The organism is Clostridium sp. DL-VIII, from assembly GCF_000230835.1.
Taxonomy (GTDB): Bacteria; Bacillota; Clostridia; order Clostridiales; family Clostridiaceae; genus Clostridium.
Window position 1 is genome coordinate 5,665,583 of the sequence record NZ_CM001240.1, and the last position, 21,368, is coordinate 5,686,950.

General features: G+C 27.9%; 18 protein-coding genes, 1 riboswitch and 1 other annotated feature. Of the genes, 4 read left to right on the plus strand and 14 right to left on the minus strand.

The annotated features are described in order from the left end of the window. Positions 1-35 precede the first annotated feature (35 nt). The 6 genes from CDLVIII_RS25810 to CDLVIII_RS25835 form a co-directional block, all read right to left on the minus strand. Positions 36-422: an ATP-binding protein gene (locus CDLVIII_RS25810; RefSeq protein WP_009172434.1), complete on the minus strand. Its 387-nt coding sequence runs from the start codon at positions 420-422 to the stop codon at positions 36-38. A 482-nt stretch (positions 423-904) separates the two neighbouring features. Next, entirely contained in the window at positions 905-1,639 is a 735-nt protein-coding gene (locus CDLVIII_RS25815; RefSeq protein ID WP_009172435.1) for a membrane protein, read from the minus strand. Positions 1,640-2,165: 526 nt separating this feature from the next. Continuing rightward, positions 2,166-3,557 carry an NADPH-dependent glutamate synthase gene (gene gltA / locus CDLVIII_RS25820; RefSeq protein ID WP_009172436.1) on the minus strand — a complete coding sequence of 464 codons (1,392 nt, stop codon included), beginning with the start codon at positions 3,555-3,557 and terminating at the stop codon, positions 2,166-2,168. After that, a complete protein-coding gene (locus tag CDLVIII_RS25825; RefSeq protein ID WP_009172437.1) occupies positions 3,557-4,447 on the minus strand; it encodes a sulfide/dihydroorotate dehydrogenase-like FAD/NAD-binding protein in 891 nt (296 codons plus the stop codon). Before CDLVIII_RS25825 ends, gltA begins: the two co-directional genes overlap by 1 nt. A 239-nt stretch (positions 4,448-4,686) precedes the next feature. Beyond that, positions 4,687-5,943 carry an ATP-binding protein gene (locus CDLVIII_RS25830; RefSeq protein WP_009172438.1) on the minus strand — a complete coding sequence of 419 codons (1,257 nt, stop codon included), beginning with the start codon at positions 5,941-5,943 and terminating at the stop codon, positions 4,687-4,689. Positions 5,944-6,134: 191 nt separating this feature from the next. After that, complete coding sequence (locus CDLVIII_RS25835) at positions 6,135-6,692, minus strand: accessory gene regulator B family protein (RefSeq protein WP_009172439.1); 558 nt, start codon at positions 6,690-6,692, stop codon at positions 6,135-6,137. A gap of 313 nt (positions 6,693-7,005) precedes the next feature. Here CDLVIII_RS25835 and CDLVIII_RS25840 point away from each other — a divergent pair, with 313 nt between their 5' ends. Further along, positions 7,006-7,563, plus strand: a complete 558-nt coding sequence (locus CDLVIII_RS25840; RefSeq protein WP_009172440.1) for a class I SAM-dependent methyltransferase — start codon at positions 7,006-7,008, stop codon at positions 7,561-7,563. Positions 7,564-8,229: 666 nt separating this feature from the next. Here CDLVIII_RS25840 and dut read toward each other — a convergent pair. The 3 genes from dut to CDLVIII_RS25855 all read right to left on the minus strand — a co-directional run bounded on the left by dut (position 8,230) and on the right by CDLVIII_RS25855 (position 14,605). Continuing rightward, positions 8,230-8,670, minus strand: a complete 441-nt coding sequence (gene dut / locus CDLVIII_RS25845; protein WP_009172441.1) for a dUTP diphosphatase — start codon at positions 8,668-8,670, stop codon at positions 8,230-8,232. Positions 8,671-8,805: 135 nt separating this feature from the next. Continuing rightward, positions 8,806-9,228 (minus strand): prealbumin-like fold domain-containing protein, encoded by a 423-nt coding sequence (locus tag CDLVIII_RS25850; RefSeq protein ID WP_009172442.1) that lies wholly within the window; start codon positions 9,226-9,228, stop codon positions 8,806-8,808. Between the two features lie 88 nt (positions 9,229-9,316). Beyond that, entirely contained in the window at positions 9,317-14,605 is a 5,289-nt protein-coding gene (locus CDLVIII_RS25855; protein ID WP_009172443.1) for a diguanylate cyclase, read from the minus strand. A gap of 258 nt (positions 14,606-14,863) precedes the next feature. Between CDLVIII_RS25855 and CDLVIII_RS25860 the strand changes: the two genes are divergently transcribed. Then, positions 14,864-15,586 carry a polysaccharide deacetylase family protein gene (locus CDLVIII_RS25860; RefSeq protein ID WP_009172444.1) on the plus strand — a complete coding sequence of 241 codons (723 nt, stop codon included), beginning with the start codon at positions 14,864-14,866 and terminating at the stop codon, positions 15,584-15,586. 64 nt (positions 15,587-15,650) lie between these two features. On the opposite strand, the gene CDLVIII_RS25865 is transcribed toward CDLVIII_RS25860, so the two are convergent. The 5 genes from CDLVIII_RS25865 to thiF form a co-directional block, all read right to left on the minus strand. Continuing rightward, entirely contained in the window at positions 15,651-16,172 is a 522-nt protein-coding gene (locus tag CDLVIII_RS25865) for a tryptophan transporter (RefSeq protein ID WP_009172445.1), read from the minus strand. 120 nt (positions 16,173-16,292) lie between these two features. After that, positions 16,293-16,525: a binding site (T-box leader), on the minus strand. A 320-nt stretch (positions 16,526-16,845) separates the two neighbouring features. Beyond that, complete coding sequence (locus CDLVIII_RS25870; protein ID WP_009172447.1) at positions 16,846-17,034, minus strand: DUF4250 domain-containing protein; 189 nt, start codon at positions 17,032-17,034, stop codon at positions 16,846-16,848. 85 nt (positions 17,035-17,119) lie between these two features. After that, on the minus strand, positions 17,120-17,986 hold the full coding sequence (locus tag CDLVIII_RS25875) for a tRNA 2-thiocytidine(32) synthetase TtcA (protein WP_009172448.1): 867 nt from the start codon (positions 17,984-17,986) through the stop codon (positions 17,120-17,122). A 231-nt stretch (positions 17,987-18,217) separates the two neighbouring features. Continuing rightward, positions 18,218-18,868, minus strand: coding sequence for a thiamine phosphate synthase (locus CDLVIII_RS25880; protein WP_009172449.1), 651 nt, complete (start codon positions 18,866-18,868; stop codon positions 18,218-18,220). 217 nt (positions 18,869-19,085) lie between these two features. Then, positions 19,086-19,892, minus strand: coding sequence for a sulfur carrier protein ThiS adenylyltransferase ThiF (gene thiF / locus CDLVIII_RS25885; protein WP_009172450.1), 807 nt, complete (start codon positions 19,890-19,892; stop codon positions 19,086-19,088). A gap of 171 nt (positions 19,893-20,063) precedes the next feature. Further along, positions 20,064-20,173: riboswitch (TPP riboswitch) on the minus strand. A 216-nt stretch (positions 20,174-20,389) separates the two neighbouring features. On the opposite strand from thiF, the gene CDLVIII_RS25890 reads away from it, so the two are divergent. Continuing rightward, the gene (locus tag CDLVIII_RS25890; protein WP_009172451.1) at positions 20,390-20,614 is read left to right on the plus strand and encodes a PspC domain-containing protein; all 225 of its coding nucleotides are present in this window, start codon (positions 20,390-20,392) and stop codon (positions 20,612-20,614) included. Between the two features lie 141 nt (positions 20,615-20,755). Then, entirely contained in the window at positions 20,756-21,346 is a 591-nt protein-coding gene (locus tag CDLVIII_RS25895) for an ECF transporter S component (RefSeq protein WP_009172452.1), read from the plus strand. The last annotated feature ends 22 nt before the right edge of the window (positions 21,347-21,368 follow it).

The following is a 21,368-nucleotide window of genomic DNA, read 5'->3' on the forward strand; positions in this document are numbered from 1 at the left end:
CTGCTTATAAAAAAATAATAAAATTTATTATTTTGCTATGAAATATATTTTTTCATAATTATAGAGTTGTCTTTAAATTCTACTTCATCAGTATAACATCTTATAATATACAACCCTCGTCCACTCTCTTCTAGAATATTATCTTCATTTATTTCTTTATGTGATTCTAGATTTTCAATTCCGCTTCCACAATCTGTTACAGTTAATATTAATTTTTTTTCATCTAATTCCCATTTCATATATATAGGTTTATTTTTATCACTTTTGTTCCCGTGAACAAATGAGTTGTTAAGTGCTTCTGATACAATTAGCTTTATTTCAAAGCACTGGCTTTTTAAATTTAATGTTTCTACTAATTCATCCAATTTATTATTTATATTATCTAAGCCATAAAATATCATCTCATTTTCTGCATTTCGCATATTTAATATCCCCCCTTACCTAGCATTACCAGCTTTTAATATTAGGTTAACTTATAATAATAAATGCCTTAACCTATTGTTTATAAACTTCATCATCAAATATATAATTATTGATTTACATATATATGTTGCAATTGATTTTGTACATTTAACATTTAGATATTTACTTAGCGGATAGACATCCTAAATATAATTTTATTATTGTAACATATATATAAATTTAAATGTTACATAAGTTAGCATTTTAATACACTTAATTACATTAATAACATCAATTATGACAATTACATTATTACACTTTTCATTCCAATTTTCAACACAGGTAATGATTGTTATTCTCTATATTTATCCAAAATATTTCATTAATAATGTATGTAGATGATTACTTTGACAACTTTCTATATATAAAAACATAAAAGAGGCTATTTAAAGATAAATGTAAATTTCCTTTAAACAGCCTCGTATTTAAAACCTTAAATATATTAATAATTTACTTGTGCATTAACAGTTGCATTTTCTTGTTGATTTTCTTCAGCATCTTCTTTTACTATTAACTTAACCAGTTTTTCTCCATAAGGAAGGCAGAATTGTATGAACGGTCCTGTTGATGCAAGTGCTAATATTGTTCCTATTCCAATTGTTCCTCCAAGAATAAATCCAATTATTAAGTATCCTGCATCTAATCCTATTCTAATCCAACGATACTGCATATTAGTTTTTCCTTGAATTATAAATGGAACTATATCATTTGGAGCAACGCCCAAATTACTTGCAGATTGTATTGAAAAACCTATAGCGATTATAAAACATCCTATTAAAACTAATATTGCTTTTACAATATAATTATAAGAATCTACTGGGAAATATGAAACTACCTTTACTCCAAGATCTATTATAGGCCCTACACCAACTACGCAGATTAATGTTCCTATATTTATTCTTTTTCTTTCAACTATAAGTATAATTACAAATAATGTAACCAATATAATCATATTGGCGATCCCTGGAGTTACTTCTGGAACACCAGCTATCCATCTAACTAAAGCAAAATCTCTTAAAGATGTATTGTTTAATGACTTTGCCAGACCTTGAGTGAATACAGTAAACGTATCAGAACCTATATTAGTTTTTAAAAATAGTGCAACTCCAAATTGAATTATACTCATTCCAACAAAAAATAGAATTAACCTTTTTACTAAATTAATTGCTTTGTTCATTTTTCTTCTTCCTTTACTACATATTTTTCTACTATTATTACTACAACTAAACTCCGCCTAAAACATTTAACATTTATTTATGTAAATGTTTTATGTATACTATATAAAATTACTATGTTATTTTATTAACAATATGTATTTTATATTATTAATATTATTTTGTCAAAGAAAAAAATCAAATTTACTCGAAATTAATTATAAATAACGATATTAATAATTTATGTCTGATATTATTGATATATTTAATTAAAAAGGACACTTACCTAGTTAAGGCACAATCAAATAAATAATAAGTCAATTGCCAGCCTATTTTCCATCATCCTACGTCGACAAATTAACCTAATAGCCTGCTATGAGGGCAATTTGTCTTCTTGCCTGATGAAAAATATCCATGGCAACTTTGGACTTGTTATTTATTTTCATGTGCCTAATTAATAAGTAAAACTTAGAATTTCCACTTAAAATTCTTACTATAATAAATGTCCAATATATATCTTTATTCTAAAATGTTCTTTTGAATACTTTGTTACTTGTGTAAATGTTCATCAATAGCTTTTGCAGCCTTCTTGCCTGCTCCCATAGCTAAGATTACTGTTGCTGCTCCTGTTACTGCATCTCCACCTGCATATACACCTTCCTTAGTAGTAAGGCCTGTTTCCTCCTCAGCTACAATGCATCTTCTCTTATTAATTTCGAGTCCATTAGTTGTTGACGAGATTAGTGGATTTGGAGAGGTTCCAAGAGACATTATCACGGTATCTACTTCCATAATAAACTCTGAGCCTGGAATTTCAACAGGACTTCTTCTACCTGATGCATCAGGTTCACCAAGTTCCATTCTTATGCATTTCATCCCTTTAACCCATCCATTTTCATCTACTAATATTTCTGTTGGATTAGTCAGAACATCGAATATTACTCCTTCTTCCTTAGCATGATGAACTTCTTCTGCTCTTGCTGGAAGCTCAGATTCTCCTCTTCTATAAACTATATGGCTTTCAGTTCCAAGTCTTAATGCAGTTCTTGCTGCATCCATTGCAACATTTCCACCACCAACTATTGCAGCTTTCTTTCCTATTCTTACTGGGGTACTATATCCGTCTACTGCTGCCTTCATAAGGTTTACTCTTGTTAAGAATTCATTAGCTGAGCAAACTCCATTAGCATTCTCTCCTGGTATACCCATAAATTTTGGAAGACCTGCTCCTGATCCTATAAACACAGCTTTAAAATCTTCTTGTTCAAATAATTCATCTAATGTTATAGTTCGTCCAATTATAACGTTAGTTTCTATTTTAACACCAAGTTTTTTTATATTTTCTACTTCATTTTTAACTACTTTATCTTTTGGAAGCCTGAATTCTGGAATACCATATTCTAATACTCCGCCAGCTTTATGAAGTGCTTCAAAAATTGTTACATCATATCCCCTTTTAGCTAAGTCACCAGCACAAGTTAAACCTGATGGTCCACTTCCTATAACTGCAACCTTAATTCCATTTTTCGGTTCTGTTTCACTTAAATCCACATTATGTTGCGTAGCCCAGTCAGCTGTGAATCTTTCAAGCTTTCCTATTGATACAGGATCTCCTTTAATTCCCATAACGCATTTACCCTCACACTGCTTTTCTTGAGGACATACTCTTCCACATACTGCTGGAAGCGAACTATATTTTGAAATTTCCTTTGCTGCCTCTTCAAATTCGCCATCTTTAATATGTGCTATAAAGCCAGGAATATTTATTGATACTGGACATCCATCTATGCATTTAGGCACTTTGCAATTTAAGCATCTTGAAGCTTCCTTTGTTGCTTCTGCTTCATTATAGCCAAGGCAAACTTCTTCAAAGTTTGTGGCTCTAACCTTTGGATCTTGTTCTCTTACTGGTACTCTAACCATTCTTTCATTCATATCCATTACTTATCACCCCTGCATCCACAGCCGCCATGACTATGTGTATTTCCTTCTTCAGCTTCAAGCTTAGCTCTGCCTTCTTCAGTTTTATACAACGCTTGTCTTCTCATTGATTCATCATAATTTACTAGATGTCCATCAAATTCTGGTCCATCAACGCATGCAAATTTAACTTCACCTCCGACTGTTACCCTGCAGGCTCCACACATGCCTGTACCATCAACCATTATAGGGTTTAAACTTACTGTAGTCGGAATATTTAATTCCTTAGTCAGCATAGAAGTAAATTTCATCATTATCATTGGTCCGATAATAACAGCTTGATCATATTTTTTTCCTTGATTATTAATCAATTCCTTAAGCATATCTGATCCAGTCCCTTTAGCTCCATAAGATCCATCATCGGTTGTTACATAAAGATTTCCTGATACACGTTTTAATTCTTCCTCATATATCAATAAATCTTTGCTTCTGCTCCCCAATATAACATCTACTTTAATTCCATTTTCATGCATCCATTTTACTTGTGGGTAAACTGGTGCTGCGCCAACTCCACCTGCTATGAATATAAATTTTTTTTTCTTTAACTCCTCTACACTTTCATGTATAAATTCACTTGGTTTACCAAGCGGCCCAACAAAATCAGCTACATATTCACCTGAATTGTATTCTGCTAATTTCTTTGTACTTTGGCCAACAGTTTGAAAAACTATTGTTATTGTTCCTTTTTCCTTATCATAATCTGCGATTGTTAAAGGAATTCTTTCCCCCATTTCGTCGTCTTTTATAATGATAAATTGTCCAGGCTTCGCAGCTTTAGCTACTCTTGGAGCTTCTATATCCATAAGAAATATATTATTTGTAAGGCTTTTTTTATTAGTTATCTTATACATGCATAACACCCCTTCCTAATTGTTAATTTTTATTTCTTATACTATAATTTTACAACTATTGTTCTGAATTTTCAAAATAATTTTTATTTTTCTATCTAAACTTGGATAAACTAATTACAAATCATGATTTTTCTTTTTAAAATATAATAAACCTAAATAATAAAGAAGATTATAATATTCAAATCCTCTTTATTATTTAGGTTTATATTAATTTCTTGTCTCTTGTAATTTTCTTAACTCTATATAATAGGTAGTACTATTTTAAATTCGGTAGTAGACTCATTGCTTTTAACATATACTTTTCCATTATAGCTTTCTACCAAATCTTTTGCTATACTCAATCCATATCCGCGATTGTTATCACTGTTTTCTTTTGTTGTAAATCCAGCTTTAAAAATTTCACTTAAGTGGCTTTCTGGTATCTTAGGCCCATTATTTTCTATCCTCACTACTATATGTCCTAAATATTCATAGCTTCTCGCAATTATTACACCTTCTCCATTCATCGCTCTAATTGCATTACTTACTATACTTGATATCACTCTATAAAATTCAATCTCATTCATTTTTATAAATGAAAAATCACAATTTTCTTCAATTATTACATGTATTCCTCGATCTATAGCTGGTTTAAGCGCAAGTGACAGCACTGATTTATTATCCATACTCACTTCTACTGCCGTTGGTGTTGATTCATTATTATTTATAATATCTTTTAAGGATTTCTTTAAATCTTCATATCTTTTCATTAGGCAAAGTCCATATAAATAAGAAATCTGTGCTCCATAATCATGTTTTATTTTTCTAAGTTCATTATTTTTAGTTTCTAAAGCTTCATTTAATTTATATATCTGTATAGATTTCTGATGAACTTTCCAAAAATAAACTAATGTTACTATAAATGATATAAAGAATATCATATAAACAATGTTTTTTATCAATTGATTTTTTTCTGTAAGTTCAACTGAATAGGAACCTAATATAAAGTCTATAATAAAACTCATTATTAAGAATAATATAGAAATTTGCTCATAAACTATAAACTTATAAATTTGTTTTACATTCCTTATGTACTTAAAATATATTAATAACAGTATCCATGCTGGAATATAAATTATAAATATTTTTTCATAATTTATATACTCTTGTGGCAATATCATTTTTACATATCTAAAAATCACATTTCCAAATATGACATAATATATTCCTAAAATAAAATAAGTCATTGTATATGCTGTTAATGCACCCCAAATATTCTTTCTATATAATATGGACAGCAAAATTAAACCTGTTATATGAGTTGAAAATATAGTTATCTCTGGATTACTTTTAAATGATTCCATAAAAAATTGACTTATTAAAAAAAATAACAATGCTATTATAACTAGTTTCTTTTTATTTTCTTCTTCTTTTTTATCCACACATCTGAATATTGTATATGTACATGCTATTGACTGAAATATCGAAGTCATCATACAAATGCTAATTAACGCCAATTTGTGCCCCCCTAACTTATTTTGAACCATACTTTCATCTTAATTTCTTCACTAATTTTGGTATTTTTCAACACATGAGCGCAAAAATAATGCTGGTTCCAACGTGACCCAGCGCCCCTATATCTTTTAACTTATGTAATAATTTTAACCTTTTATGAAAAACTTGTATTTTTAAATTAGTAAAAATAGATTTAACTTTCCCTTTTATTAAACATTAACATTGTCTCAATACACATAGTCCACGTTATTAATGCATAATAACTACTATAATTATATAAGATTATAGACAATAATCCAAATATTATTGAAGTATATAGTCCTCTAATTCTATTGTTTTTGATTAATTGTGGGCGTGTTATTGGCATTCTTGGATTTATTATTGGAGCTTGATTCCATATACAAAATATGCTCAAAAAGATTAGGATACAATTTCCTATAAAACTAAGATTACATTGTAAGCTTAAAATTAGAATTCCAGATGTAACTAACAGTGTAACTATAAAACACTTAATCTGGGTATCTTCATGATATCCTCCTATAAAAGGCTTGATTACACACATTACCACGATAATAATGATAACCTTATCAAAATATCCAAATAATGAGAAAATACTTATTACTGAAATTATCTTTATCAATTCAAATACAATAGTCACCAAAACATATTCCATTTGCTCAAGTTGTTCCCCACTATATTTTCCATCAATTGCAATATTATTTATAATTTTTTTGCAAATGCTTTTTACCATATTTATCTCTCTTTTATATATTTTTCTAATTATATACTCATTATAAACCGTTTTTTATCGCTTTTCAACATATTTCTACTTTAACTTGCAGATTCACAAAGATTCAGAATACACTGATTATTAAACTTATTCCGTGAACTTATTGTAGTGAACATTGAACGATGATAATATAATCTTGTTCATTATTTGAACCTTGTAGCTAATTTATTTATATATATTGCAATTCCCAATGTACAGTTTACAATTGCAACATATACATTTTTTTGTTTAAGAATTTAATTCTAAAAATATAAAACTAGGAGGAATGTGTATTATGGAAGATATGTCTTATTGGAAAGAAGTTTGGGAGAGAAAAGGTAATGGCAACACTACTTCACTGGAAGAATTAGATGGATATGAAGATACTACTGCTAATGTAAAGGAAATTGCGAAAAAAATTGTTGAAGAATTAGACATCAAAGAAACCGATAAAGTATTAGAGGTAGCCTGCGGAGCCGGTGGATTAGCTCAATATATAAAATGTGGTGAATATATTGGGGTAGATTATTCTACATCCCTTGTAAAAAGGCATATAGAACTACTTAATAATTCAGTCTTACATGGTGAAGCAAATGATTTAATTTTTAAAGATAAAACTTTTGATAAAGTCTTTTGTTTTGGAGCATTTCATTATTTCCCGAATCAAGAATATGCTAAACAAGCGATTGCTGAATTAAAAAGAGTTGCTAAAGAAGCAATCTTTATTGGGGACTTACCTATAACTTCTCATCGAGAAGAACACTTACTTTATGATAAAAAAGACTTTCAAGATTGGAAAATCATAGACGGATACTACAATCCATGTAGATTCAATGTTTGTCTTAAATTATAATTTGCACCTTATAGATATACTATTTTAAACTTATAGTTATGTGATAACTAACCGAAAGGAAAGGTACTCTATTATTTCGGTTACTCAAGAGAATTGGTTGTGGATTTCTAACATCAAAAGTTGCACCATTTTAGCATGCTCCCAAGACAAGCTCGTGACAAGCAAAAATGGAACAACTTCTGATGAAGAAATACCTACAACCAATTCTCTAATGTAACACTGCATAAAAGAGTACCTTTCCTTTCTGGTATAGTATATATTTCATTCTACAAATCTATTTCTTAATTTGGATATCTATAAACAATTCATAAATTTTACTTCTACATAGAATAATTTTTCATCTTAGCCAAACTTTTGTGTGTACTTATACTAGAAATAACATACATTTTTATGAAACAGGCATTTGAAATTAAGCTTATGAAAGTTGTTAAGTAGAGAACCAAAATCTATGATTTTGTGTGAATCACTTACTCAGCGAACGAACGTGAGTCGAGTTTCCTCTAAAGGTTGTTCTATTTGCTGCTTGTCCTCAACTTGTTTGAGGAACATGCAGAAATGGGCACAACATTTCACTTAGAACTTTCCAGCGAAAATTTCATAAGTCCTGTGGAATAAAAATGTATGTTATTTCGATAAGTTACCACATAATTTTAAGTTTAAAGTTGTTTATCTTGTTCCAGAAGATCCGAAGCCATTTTCACTTCTTTCGCTGTCTGATAATTCGGATGCTTCTACAATATTAACTTTAAATACTGGTTTTATGACCATTTGAGCTATTTTCATTCCTTGTTCTACTTTAAAAACTTCATTGCTATGATTAATTAAAATAACTCCTATTTCTCCTCTATATCCCTCATCTATTGTTCCTGGGCTGTTTAATGTTGTTATACCATTTTTTAATGCTAAACCACTTCTTGGTCTTATTTGAGCTTCTGTATTAGCAGGTAATTCCATTTGTATTCCTGTATGTATTAATCCTCTTTCTCCAGGATTTAAAACTAGCTCCTCTATTGAATATAAATCCAATCCCGCATCACCTTCATGAGCATAATTGGGTATTATTGCTTTGTCATGAATTCTTTTTATCTTTAATATATAATTGTTCATTTTAACACCTACTTTTAAAATTTATACTATTTATGATTATATCTTAATTTACATATAAAAATCTACTATCTAAATAGTATATATAAAGGCTATATCTAAGAAAAAATCATAATCTTAAATATAGCCTTTGCATAGTTATATACAATGTTTATGTTTATTAGGTGATATATTATTTTTTATTTTATTGACTACCACAACTTTTTGCTTTTTATTATTGTTATCTATAATTATTTCATTCCAACTAATGTATTTAGGTTTTTCAAAATACCTTTTATCTATAATTTCTATTATTCGATAACAACCTTCTTCAACTCTAGAAAAAATAACCTTACCTTCTTCATTGGTCACTTTAGACTCAATTAAAACTGGAGATAATCCATTTATCTTATATAGGTTAATTTTTACCCCTTGCAAATATTCATTTTCTCCACATTCTAATATTGATATAACTATAATTTCACCGCTATTAAGAACTTTAGCTTCTTCATTTTGCTCTGACATTATATCAGCAATATTTTCACTCTTCTCATTATTATCTTTAGAAGTGGTATCACTCATAAGAAATTCCTCTTCAAATATTATTTCTCTTTTAATATAATATGATAAAAAATCTCTTATGTGATTATGATTTTTATATTTCTAAGATTTATGTTAAAAATATTGGAGTACCTACTTCTGCAAAGCAATTTAACAAGTTATATTCATTACATCCAAACTCCTTTTTATTCACTGGGATAGAAAGATATAAAACACTCAAAATATTTCCATTACATATTATTGGAGCTATGCAGATAGACTTCCATTCTGGCATACCATATTGATTATAGTTTCCCATTGTCTCCCAATCAATTAAATACATTCCCTTTTCTTCTTCAATAACTTTATAAATTAAATTCCAATTAAACTTTTCAGTTGTATACCAGCCATCTTCATTTCTAAGTTTACTATAATTATTAATTATTTTCTTATCTTTAACCTCAAATACCGTAGCTATTTCGCATTCAATTACCTGCATTACTTTTGAAATAAATATATATATTTTGTCTATTTTATCCCCTTTGTATTTAACTAAATTAGCTACTCCTTTAAGATCTAATGCAAAACTATAATCTTTTGCCATATTACCTGATAGTACTCCTGCTAGCTCATTATTAATATTACGACTGATGCTTTCCTCCTTTTCCCAAAGCACATATCTATTTTTACCTTCATTTTTTGCTTTATATAAAGCCTGGTCTGCTCTTCCTATCATTTCATCACTACTTAATAATTCATTAACGCTCATTGCTATTCCAATACTTATGGTAACATTTCTCTTATCACCTAAAATTTTCGCTTCTTCAACATTAAGCCTAATATTTTCTGCCTTTCTAATTGCTTCTTCTTCATTGATATCTGGACAAAGTATTATAAATTCTTCTCCACCGTATCTTCCAATAATGTCATCCTTGCCAATACACTTCTTCACTTCTTTTACAAGCCTTACTAACACTTCATCTCCTGTTTGATGTCCATATGTGTCATTTATTCCTTTGAAATCATCAATATCAAACATCATCACAGCAAATTTACTTTCTTCTAACTTTTCCTTATCTAATAAGAAAAGTAAAGCTTCTTCAAAATATTTTCTATTATATACCTCTGTAAGCTTATCTAATGCAGAGTTTATTGTTAGATAATATTTCTCTAATAGAAATATTAAAAATGGCTTAAATTTTTCTATAGTTATTTTAGATTGATTATTAATATAATTAATTGCATTATCTGCAATTAGAATTAATCTTGCATTAACTCCCCGTCTATTATTCATGGTTTCTTCCCTATTTATAATTTTCATATACATGCAAGACTTTATTCCATCTTTTAATATTTTATTATCCAGCTGATAGAACCTAGTATCATTATTACAAATAATAAAAACATCTTCTTCTGTATCAACTTTTAATGAAAAATACTTATTAATTTCATTCTTATCATTAATTCTATAGGTGCATATAATATCATTTCCACCTTCATTGCTTTCTGTAATAATCATCGCCTTATCAGCCAAAACCAACCTGGATATATATTTAATTATATTTTCCATATTTTTAATTGTGTCACCTGAAAATTGTTCAAACACTTTAAACGCATCATTTAAATCATTATAATAGCATTTTTCATATAATCTTTGCGCCAGCTTAAAAAATTCTTCATTTTTTAATATATTCTCTAAATTTAATTCCATTAAAATTCTATTTATCTCTTCAGTATTTTTTATAAAATGCGTCTCTTTAAAACTCATTCTCATATTTAAATCATAGTTTAAACATCTTGCAAATAAACTTCGAAGCTTCAACAAATCACTATTATTTATATATGATAATTTATCATATTCCGGTAATGAATTAATTACATCCATATGCAAAGATATAGCCTCATAATAATAGTTAATTGCTAAATCATAACATTTAAGTTCATTATATTTTTTTCCGACTGCAGCATATAAATCTGCCTTAGTCTCTTGATTGCTAATAAATGCACATACCTTTAAAGCTTTGTTAATAAGAAAATTATAACAATTTTTATCTTTTAAGTTAAACTCTAAGTATATATAAACTCCTTCTACATTATAATCTCTAGGGTATTCTTTAATTTTAAAAAACAGATCCTTAGCTAGCTCTTTATATCCAAGGTTCAATATTCTTTTAATTGCACTTAACCTTATTTCAAGTTCAACATCAGGTTTATTAAGTAATTCAATTTTATTATTTAACTTACTATATACATTTTTAATATCCTCATCACACTTACATTTATATAATATGAGCTCATAATATTTGCATATCATAACTTTATGATAAAAATTATTAGTATTAAATATTAAACCGTATACTTCTTTTAAATAGTCATATGCCATATCATAATTACAAACTAATAAATTATATAGTGCATATGTATAATTAAAACTTATAATTTGTTCTTCTGGCAGCTTAATCGCTTTTTGCATTTGCCTAATCATATTATAGTATTTTACTGCTAAATTAATTTTTCCAGACTTTATATATATCATACAAAGTTCATTGCAAATATTAAAAGAATAAAAATTTATTCCTTCTTCTTTTTCCCTTTCTAATGCTTTTAAAAGATACTTCTCTGCATCAATATACTTTCCCTTTTGTCTATATATATTTGCAATATATATTAAACTGAGTATCTCTTTCTTATAAACCTTATGTTTATTACTTAATCTGCTTAGCTCTAAATATTTTATTAAAATTACTTCATCTTCTTCTCGCTCTTCTTTAGAGAGTTCCACATACTTTAGCCTTGCAAATAGCTGTCCATTAATATTATTGTTTTTTGTAAATATGTCTGTAGCATATAGACATAACTTTTTAGCTTCTTCATAATTTTCTTTTCTTGCATACATCTTAGCTGTTACAGTTATTATCCATCCATATATATCTTCCCTTATTTTATTCTCCTCACATAACTTTTTTGCTCTCTCCACATTCTCTAAAGCTAAATCATAGTTATATTCTAATATATATTTTAGTGAAATCGCATAATAATAGTAAATCTCACCTTTAGGATAATAAATTTTATCTAGTAATCTTCTTACACAGCTAAGCGCATAATCGATTCCCGTATCAGTATCTGTAATATCATTAATCTTTATAATTATCATTTCAAGCAATGTATACAGTTCAATCTCAAGTTCATCATTTTGTATTGCATATACATTAGCTTTTTCAAAATATTCAAAGCTTTTTTCATGCTCTGAATTCTTTTCATATAACTCAGCTATACATATGGCTGCTTCACTTTTGCCTAAGTTACATGGATACTTTAATATTTTTTCATAATACATTTTTGATTTCAATGAACCTCCGGAAATCTCTTGTACTTTTGCATATTTTATAGCATAAAAATACGCTTTCTCATAATTCTTACTTTTCTCCAATTGTAATAAAAATTCTTCTATATAATAATCTGTTTCATATAAAACTTCTTCCATAAATTCAGATGCTTTACAATGCATCTCCATTCTTTCTTCTTCATGTAATTTTAAATACAGCATATTCCTTAATAAATTATTAGAAAATCCTACAAGTATGCCTTGATCACTTATTTTATCAATTAAATACTTTTTAGATTTTAATTTTTTATAAACTTCTTCCTCAAAATCTGTTATTATATATTTTAATATTATTTTTTCAGATAATGGTGCTTCGAAAATAGACATTTTTTTTAAAACTCTTACTTCTCTTCTCTCTAAAGAAGACAAACTCATTTCTAATCTTTTTTCCAAGGCTCTTGGTATTAATATGTCTTTTACTCTGATTTTTGTCTTCCACTCTCCAGTATTTTCATCAAAATATAAATTTTTATTCTCATATAATTCTTTTATTACGCTGCTGATATATTGAGGATTTCCTAGTGTCTCAGAATATACTTTTACAACTAGTTTATTAATCCCTTTATTGGTATTTAACATTCCTTTAATCATTTTATCAGTATTGTATTGATTAAAATAATTTATTCTGTATTCCTCATATTGTTCTAATTCTTTAAGATTTTTAATATATCTTAAAAAATTTATATCACTTATAGTTTCATTCATAGTGAATACTATCATCACATTTTCTAAGTTATTACTAACTAAAGAAATATATCTTATAAATAACTTAAAAAACTCATTTTTTTGATCCAAATTATCTATCAATATAACTAAAGACCTAGTCATTGTATACTCATTTATAAACTTTCCAATTCTATTAATCAGCTGAAGTTTTTGCTTATTTTCACAATTACTATGATCTTTATCACTTAACATTGATATAAATTTTTTTATATAAACCTCGTATTTATCTCTTAAACTTTTGTCGGCTTTTTTAAAAAAAGATTTCAAGAGATCATTATATATACTATTTTCACTTCCACCACTGACTTCCGAATCATGGACATATATATAATCTTTAAAATACTTGTTTTCTATACGATACTTAATCTCCTGTAAGAACCTGCTCTTACCGCTTCCATCTTCTCCTCTAAAAGCTATTATTTTATATTTTTCTTTATTCTCAAGTATTTTTTGGAAGTTTTTTTCTACTATTTTTATCTCTTCTTCCATCCCAATCATATCTAAATCAGTTTGAAGTTTATTTAATGCATCCTTAATAAAGATTTTATAATTTTTATGCATTCTGTCATTAATATCTTTTATAAAATATTTAAGCTTAAAATACTTATTTATTGTATTAACCTGATTGTATGTCTTTTTTATATGTTTTAGTTCTTTTAGATTATTTTCAATTTCTTCATCTGTGAATATTTCATTGAATAAATTTATAACTTGTCCAATATTATCTTTTTGAAGACTTCCTTCATTTCTATTCTCATAGTTATATTGATAAGGTAATGCATTTACGGATGAATTTAATAAGTTAAACTTTCTCAGTTCATTTTGCAATAAGTTTTTTATTTTTATTCTAATACCTGTTTTATAATCAGAGATTAGCATTATATCTCTTAATGTAATATCTTCAAAAATATACCCTTGCATATTTAGTGTATTTATAGCCGCACATAATTCCATTAATATATCAAGTTTTTTATTTGAAGTACATTCCTTAAAATACACCTGAATATCCGCTTTAGGTGGGACATATTCCATTAAGTAACCATATTGAGGCTTATCTAATTTTATACCATTTAGACTATAAATTATTTCAATTCTAATTATATTAACAATATAATCAAAATTTAAATTCTTAATTGTCCTAAATCTGCTCAACAAATATTCTCTTGTTTTTTCATATGTAAAATTATTCTTTAAAACACATAATATATACCTCTCATTTTTTTCAGAGTCTAATACAAGGTAATTTAAAAAATTTTCTTCAATATTCAATTCCTGTTCAATTAGATATTTATTATTAACAGTTTTCAATATTAATTCATCCCTTTTCCATATGAATATTGCTTATCTATTCATTTATAATATACCATTTTTTAACATTATACCAGAGTATATTATGTTTAATTTTAATTTATTTTATTATTTTTTACTTCTATTACATATATATCTTATTTTACCAAATTATTTTACATTGATTTATTTACTTATCAGGATATTTTCTTTTCTTATAATATAAATTTAATTGAAGGACATAATACTCTTATACAAAATATTTATGAAGGTGATTATATGAATTCAAACTTTTTTAAAAAAATTATTCTATTTACATTAATAATTACAACGCTTATTAGTTATTTAAATTTTACAAATTTTAATGTTTATGCCGATGAAACAAAAGTTATTTACTTAACATTTGACGATGGTCCTGCTGGAAAAGTCACAAAAAATGTTTTAGATATACTGAAAAATGAGTCTGTTCACGCAACTTTCTTTCTGATTGGAGAACAAATTAAGGGTCAGGAAGACTTGGTTAAGAGAATGTATGATGAAGGCCATGCATTAGGACTTCATAGCATGAGTCATAAACGAAGCCGCCTTTATTCATCTAATGAAATATTTCTGCAAGAAATGCTAGACACTCAAGAAGCTGTTAATTCTATAGTCGGCTTTAAACCTACTATTTTAAGATTTCCTTTTGGCTGCAATAATAACTGTTATAAACTCTCTCAATCTATGGTTGATTTATTACATAAAAATAATCTAAAAATTTATGATTGGAATACTGATAGTGGAGATGGTGCACATCCTGGTTCCAGTCCTAGTGTATTTATAAAAAATTCAAAGAGCAATAAGAGTCCTGTTGTACTATTAATGCATTGCGCATATATGAGTAAAAACTCTGTAAAAGCTCTTCCTGAAATAATTAAATATTACAAAGATAATGGATATGAATTTAAGATAATAGATGAAAATACCCCTGAAGAATTTCATTTTATAAAGAAACAACAATAACTAAAAAAAGGAAAATGCTCCTTCATCTCATAGGATACATTTTCCTTTTTATTGTTTAAAAATCCTATTGTATTGCGTAACTTCCGTTAGATACTGCAATTTTTTCAACTATTTTAAATATAATAATTCCTAACACTGTATTAACTGCAGCTGTTGGAATAACTGTAAATACAAATATAGTTCCAACCGAAAATCCTGCAGGTAATCCTGCTATAGTTGCTAATGCCGCTATGAATGTTGCTCCACTTATTAAAGTACCTAAAGGTAATAATATTGATATTTGTTTTAATTTACTGATCTTATTTCTTAATGGCATTAATATTAAAAACGCAACATTACATGTTACAAATTTATCAATAATATTAGGAATTAAACCTCCTGGTGTTTTAGTTGTAAGGGCTGCAAAAATTCCTATAATGATACCACATATTAATGTAGTCTTATAATCTTTATTAAATACTACTATCATAAATAGCATTGCCAGTGAAAGATCTGCTTGTATTCCAACTATTGGTGGTGTAATTTGATGTAGTATTGCTCCAATTGCTATTAAAATTGCATTAGTTACCATTCTTTTTGTATTCATTTCAAATATCCCCCTGCTAATTTTTATTTTTATTTATTGCTATATTAAAATTCTTTCCTTTCACAACATAATCATCACACCCCATTATAAAAAAGTATAAAAAAAACTCCGTCCTATTATAAATAGGACGGAGATTATCCGCGTTGCCACCTAAATTGCACAAAATGCCTCTCATTTCAGATACTAACATATCTTATTCGCTATAACGTGCGACTTACGGCTAAACTACTCTCAAAAGATTTCATATCGCTCCTCAAAGGCCCATTCATCACTAACTGCCGTACTGAAATCTCACCATCTTCAGCTCTCTTTAACATTGTCTCATGACTACTATCCCTTTTCAACGGATTTATTTTATACTTATATCATATACACTAGACTATTATTTGTCAATACATTTAAACAATTAAATAATTAGCTAATCTACCATTATTTATTTATGTTCTTAGATTTTTTATCATTAACTAATGATACTATCAAAGCTGCTGTTGCTGCTACAACAGTAATTATTTTTCCTGTCTTTTTTATTTGCATGTAACACCCTCCTAAGCTTTTTAACCTAAATATAAATACTATTATAGGCACATTTAAAAAAATTAATCCTTCTTCGTCTTTTTACCTTGCTTAAATATACTCTAGGCAGTATTAAACTTATAATTTTCTATTATGTACCTTATTTAAACTGATTTTCCTTTTCGACGTAGCTGTATCCTACTTCTCCAAGTCTGCTAACTATATCCTCTTTGTTTAATTCCAAATCACTGCAAAGAAGCTCAAGAGAAGAATATTGATCTCTTAATTTCATGTTAACCATACTCAGCAGTATAATTGGATCCATAATTTTTATAGAATCATTATCCATAACTCATTCTCCTCTCTTCTATCCACATATTAACTATAATATATCATAAATTCCAAGATTAATAAATACCTTCATACACACTCTCTTATTCTTCATCATAAAAGTCTAAAAACGAATGTTTTTCTTCACCTTTTTGCCATCCTAATATAGAATCCATACTAACATTTTCTGCTGCTTTAAAAATAGATTTTTCTACTCCATTAAAATTTTTCTTTAATTCTTTAATTAAATCTTTTATTTCATATCTTTTGTTTCCTATTCGTTCCGCTGCAACCATACATGCACAGTTTAGCGGCCATATTCCGCTATAATTTATAAATCTCTTTATATCCTCTTCTTCAATATAATACATTGGTCTTATTAACTCTAAGTTTTCAAAGTTTTTTGCCTTCAATTTAGGAAGCATTGTTTTAAAATTACCTCCATATAGTATATTCAGCATAGTTGTTTCAATTACATCATTGTAATGATGACCTAATGCAAGCTTATTGCACCCAAATTCCTGTGCTTTAGCATAAAGAGATCCCCTTCTCATTCTTGCACACAAATAACACGGGTAATCTTTAGCCATTTTATCAACTACATCAAAAATACCAGATTCATATATATGAATTGGAATATTCAAATGTTCACAGTTTTCTATTAATAATTTTTTTATATCTGGATGATAGCCTGGGTCCATTGCTAGAAATACTAATTCAAACTTCACCTGACCATGTCTTTGCAATTCTTGAAATAATTTTGCCATTAATATACTATCTTTTCCTCCAGATATACCGACAGCAATCTTATCTCCTTCTTCAATTAAATTATAGTCTTTAACAGCTTTTATAAACTTGCTCCATATATGTTTTCTATAACCTTTAATGATACTTTTTTCAATATCCTGTAGTGGTTTTTTCTCTCCCTCTGGTATAATCCTAGGGCATCCTTTTCCTGCAATTGTACTCATTATTTTATTTCTCCTTATTATATTAATAGCACTCCAATATTCATACTAATTATTTTATTTAAATTGTTAACTGAATAATTATCTTTACTTAAAAAGTTTATAATGAACATATAGAATTTACAAGTACTTTTGCAATTAGGCACATGAAAATAAATAACAGCTCCAAAGTTGCCTTGAATATTTTTCATTAGGCAAGGATGTAAAAGGACTTGTTATTTATTTAATTGTGCCTTATCCAATTATCTCCTCAATTAAAGCTTTAGGACTTTCAGCTTCCATAAGACTTGACATAATAGCAATCCCACCTGCCCCTGAATTTATTACTTCTTTAAAATTACTCTTATCTATTCCACCAAGGCCAATAACAGGAATATCTATTTCTTTAGTAAGCTTTTCTATTTCTTTAATCCCTCTAGGAGGAACCCCTTTCTTGCAATCAGTCTTAAATACATGGCCATAAATAACATAATCTGCTCCCAAATTATAGGCTTGTATCCCTTCATCAAAACTATGTATTGAAACACCTATCATTTTATATTTCTTATATTCTTTCCCTCTAAATCTAAAATTATCCCCTGTTGCTTCCATACTTTTTAGATTTTCTGTATAAAACTTCTCGTTAATACCTAAAAAATCTTTAAATGATAGTTGAATTCCATCTGCATTTACTCGTTCTGCTACCTCTTCATTTGAATTTATAATTACTTTTATATCAGTATTCTCAAGTTCCTTTTTTACTTTTAAAGCTGTTTCCAATAATTCTCCACTTTCTAAATCTTTTTCCCTTATCATTAAATAATTTATCTTCGATTTGGCTATTTTTCTTATTTGTTCATAAAAATCTAAACATAATTTTCTATTAGTTATTCCAATTATAATCATAACTTTATTTTCTCCTTACTATATATTTTCTTCAATATTTAAAACTTACAAAACATTTATATAATATGTTGAAAACACTAATTTATCTAAAATAATTAATTTTATAAGTTAAAAGTTAAAGGAAAAACATATAGAGTTTTCAAAATATTATTTTATAAATCTATTACTGCGATTTTATAACCAACTCATAACTTATAATTCATAACTGTAAGCTGCTTTAAACTTCTTCTTCGCCTAAAATCAGTCTAAGTGCCATGTTCGCTTCATGACAGGCTGCAATACCAACTCTAGGTGCCATCAATCCTTCATTTATTTTTGCTTCATTTTCAAAATCTCCACACATATATAATCTGGAGTTCATCTTTTTACTGACTATCAAATTATTAGAATAATAACCTGCCATACCTGATGCTGAAATTATTTTTGGTCTTTGAGTTTGAAGTAAAACTTCCCTTACTATCATGGCTTTATTTTCTGCTCCATCAAAGGCTTCAATTACTATATCCATGTCTTCAAATAATTCTTTAATATTATCAGGTCCTACACAAGCATCAATTTTTTGAACTTCTATAAATGGATTAATTTCATCAAGAATATCTTTTAAAGCATCACATTTCTTCATGCCAATATTCTTAATAAAATATTGCTGTCTATTTAAATTACTAGGTTCAACAACATCAAAGTCAATTATTTTCAAATGTCCAACACCAATTCGTCCAAGAGCCAATGCTACTGTTGAACCCAGCCCTCCAAGTCCAGCAATCGCAACTTTAGCCTGCTTTACCTTTTCGTGCACTTTAGGTGTATGTCTGCTTACCATTAAAGCCTCTAATTCCTCTTTACTTGGAATTTCTCCTCTTTTAATTAATGTAAGCTTATCTCCTTCGCTCAAAGTGTAGTCTGATTTAATAGGAAATCCATTTAATATAACTATATCGGCATCACTTTTTATTTTATCTCTAATTTCAAATGCAGTAGCATTTTCCTTTTCCAAAACCTCTTTTTCATTTACTATTATTTTCAAAACTAATCCCTCCTAAATTTAGTGTAATATATTTTACTTTTTATCCTTCCTGGTTGTTAAACCGTAATAAAATAACTTGTTCACCGATTTAACTTCCTTATGATTTCTCTTAAAATAAAAAGAGACTCTTCCCTAGGAAAAGTCTTCTAAATTTCTATTTATTAAATAAATTAAATTCATTTATTGCTTCCCTACGGTGGTATTAGCCACATCAGGTTAAAAGAGTTAAAGCAAATATAGCTTTTCTCAGCCAATTTTATTTGGCACCCCTAGCCTCTATTTATTTTTACTTATTATATTAATTTTATATTATCATTTTATTAATAACAATTCAAATTATTTATATAGGAATAGCAGGTAAAGAAAACTTATTATTTTCTTATTTTTATATAAAGATATCCGAAACCTGCTATTAATTAAAAATTTCTGTGTTTATAATATATTTAACAATAGATCACCTTTATTAAAATTAGAATATAATTTGGAGGATAAATATAATGTTTGAAAATAAAAAACTATATAAAGATGTTTCAAGAAAAAAGATTTGCGGAGTACTTGTTGGGGTTTCTGATTATATAAGCGGAGATGTTACCTTAGTTCGCATATTGTTTATCTTATTATCTATAAAATTTCTTCCTGTCTGCATTGTAATCTACTTTATATGTGCACTCATTATGCCTGATAAACAAGACATCTTTAAGGATCAAAGTCCAAACCAATAACTTTCATTAAAATTATTGAACTTTTTTTCAAAAGTGGTAAAATACTAGATGTCGGTATTCCTTATAGAAACTGAACGGAAATTCGTATATAGATTTTTCCGAATTATATCCACATTACGGAATAAGAACGGAGGTATTTTAATGGAAAGAAGTAATATTAAACCAAAATTTTCAGTTAGACAGATAGCAATGATAGGTATGTTGTCTTCCATTTCTATTTTCTTAGGATTAACAGGATTAGGTTTTATTCCAATCCCACCTGTAAAAGCTACTATTATGCATATTCCTGTAATTATAGGTGCAATTGTTGAAGGTCCAATTGTAGGTGCTTTAGTTGGACTAGTCTTTGGATTATTTTCAATGTATCAAGCTTTTACAACTCCACTACCAACATCATTCCTTTTTTGGAATCCTATAATAGCTTTGATTCCTAGGATTTTAATTGGAGTTGTAGCATATTATGTGTATATTCTTTTAAAAAATGCAATTAAAAAACAGAGTATTAGTATCGGTATTGCCGCATTATGTGCGACTTTAACAAATACAATCGGAGTTTTAGGATTAGCCTATTTAATCTACTTAGATAGATATTCAGCTGCTCTTGGAATAGATAGAGCAATTGCCGGAACTACTATTGCTACAATCGGAGTCACAAACGGAATTCCAGAAGCCATAGTAAGTGCTGTAATATGTATTCCTGTTATAGTTGCTATACAAAAAATGAAAAAATAATGTAATAATATTTAATTATTAC

Bases quoted from the DNA above. Each gene is read 5' to 3' on its own strand.
- CDLVIII_RS25890 (WP_009172451.1), top strand. From the start codon at position 20,390: ATGTTTGAAAATAAAAAACTATATAAAGATGTTTCAAGAAAAAAGATT.
- CDLVIII_RS25875 (WP_009172448.1), bottom strand. From the start codon at position 17,986: ATGAGTACAATTGCAGGAAAAGGATGCCCTAGGATTATACCAGAGGGA.
- CDLVIII_RS25865 (WP_009172445.1), bottom strand. From the start codon at position 16,172: ATGAATACAAAAAGAATGGTAACTAATGCAATTTTAATAGCAATTGGA.
- CDLVIII_RS25870 (WP_009172447.1), bottom strand. From the start codon at position 17,034: ATGGATAATGATTCTATAAAAATTATGGATCCAATTATACTGCTGAGT.
- CDLVIII_RS25825 (WP_009172437.1), bottom strand. From the start codon at position 4,447: ATGTATAAGATAACTAATAAAAAAAGCCTTACAAATAATATATTTCTT.
- CDLVIII_RS25835 (WP_009172439.1), bottom strand. From the start codon at position 6,692: ATGGTAAAAAGCATTTGCAAAAAAATTATAAATAATATTGCAATTGAT.
- CDLVIII_RS25815 (WP_009172435.1), bottom strand. From the start codon at position 1,639: ATGAACAAAGCAATTAATTTAGTAAAAAGGTTAATTCTATTTTTTGTT.
- CDLVIII_RS25880 (WP_009172449.1), bottom strand. From the start codon at position 18,868: ATGATTATAATTGGAATAACTAATAGAAAATTATGTTTAGATTTTTAT.
- CDLVIII_RS25860 (WP_009172444.1), top strand. From the start codon at position 14,864: ATGAATTCAAACTTTTTTAAAAAAATTATTCTATTTACATTAATAATT.
- CDLVIII_RS25810 (WP_009172434.1), bottom strand. From the start codon at position 422: ATGCGAAATGCAGAAAATGAGATGATATTTTATGGCTTAGATAATATA.
- CDLVIII_RS25850 (WP_009172442.1), bottom strand. From the start codon at position 9,228: ATGAGTGATACCACTTCTAAAGATAATAATGAGAAGAGTGAAAATATT.
- gltA (WP_009172436.1), bottom strand. From the start codon at position 3,557: ATGGATATGAATGAAAGAATGGTTAGAGTACCAGTAAGAGAACAAGAT.
- CDLVIII_RS25840 (WP_009172440.1), top strand. From the start codon at position 7,006: ATGGAAGATATGTCTTATTGGAAAGAAGTTTGGGAGAGAAAAGGTAAT.
- dut (WP_009172441.1), bottom strand. From the start codon at position 8,670: ATGAACAATTATATATTAAAGATAAAAAGAATTCATGACAAAGCAATA.
- CDLVIII_RS25895 (WP_009172452.1), top strand. From the start codon at position 20,756: ATGGAAAGAAGTAATATTAAACCAAAATTTTCAGTTAGACAGATAGCA.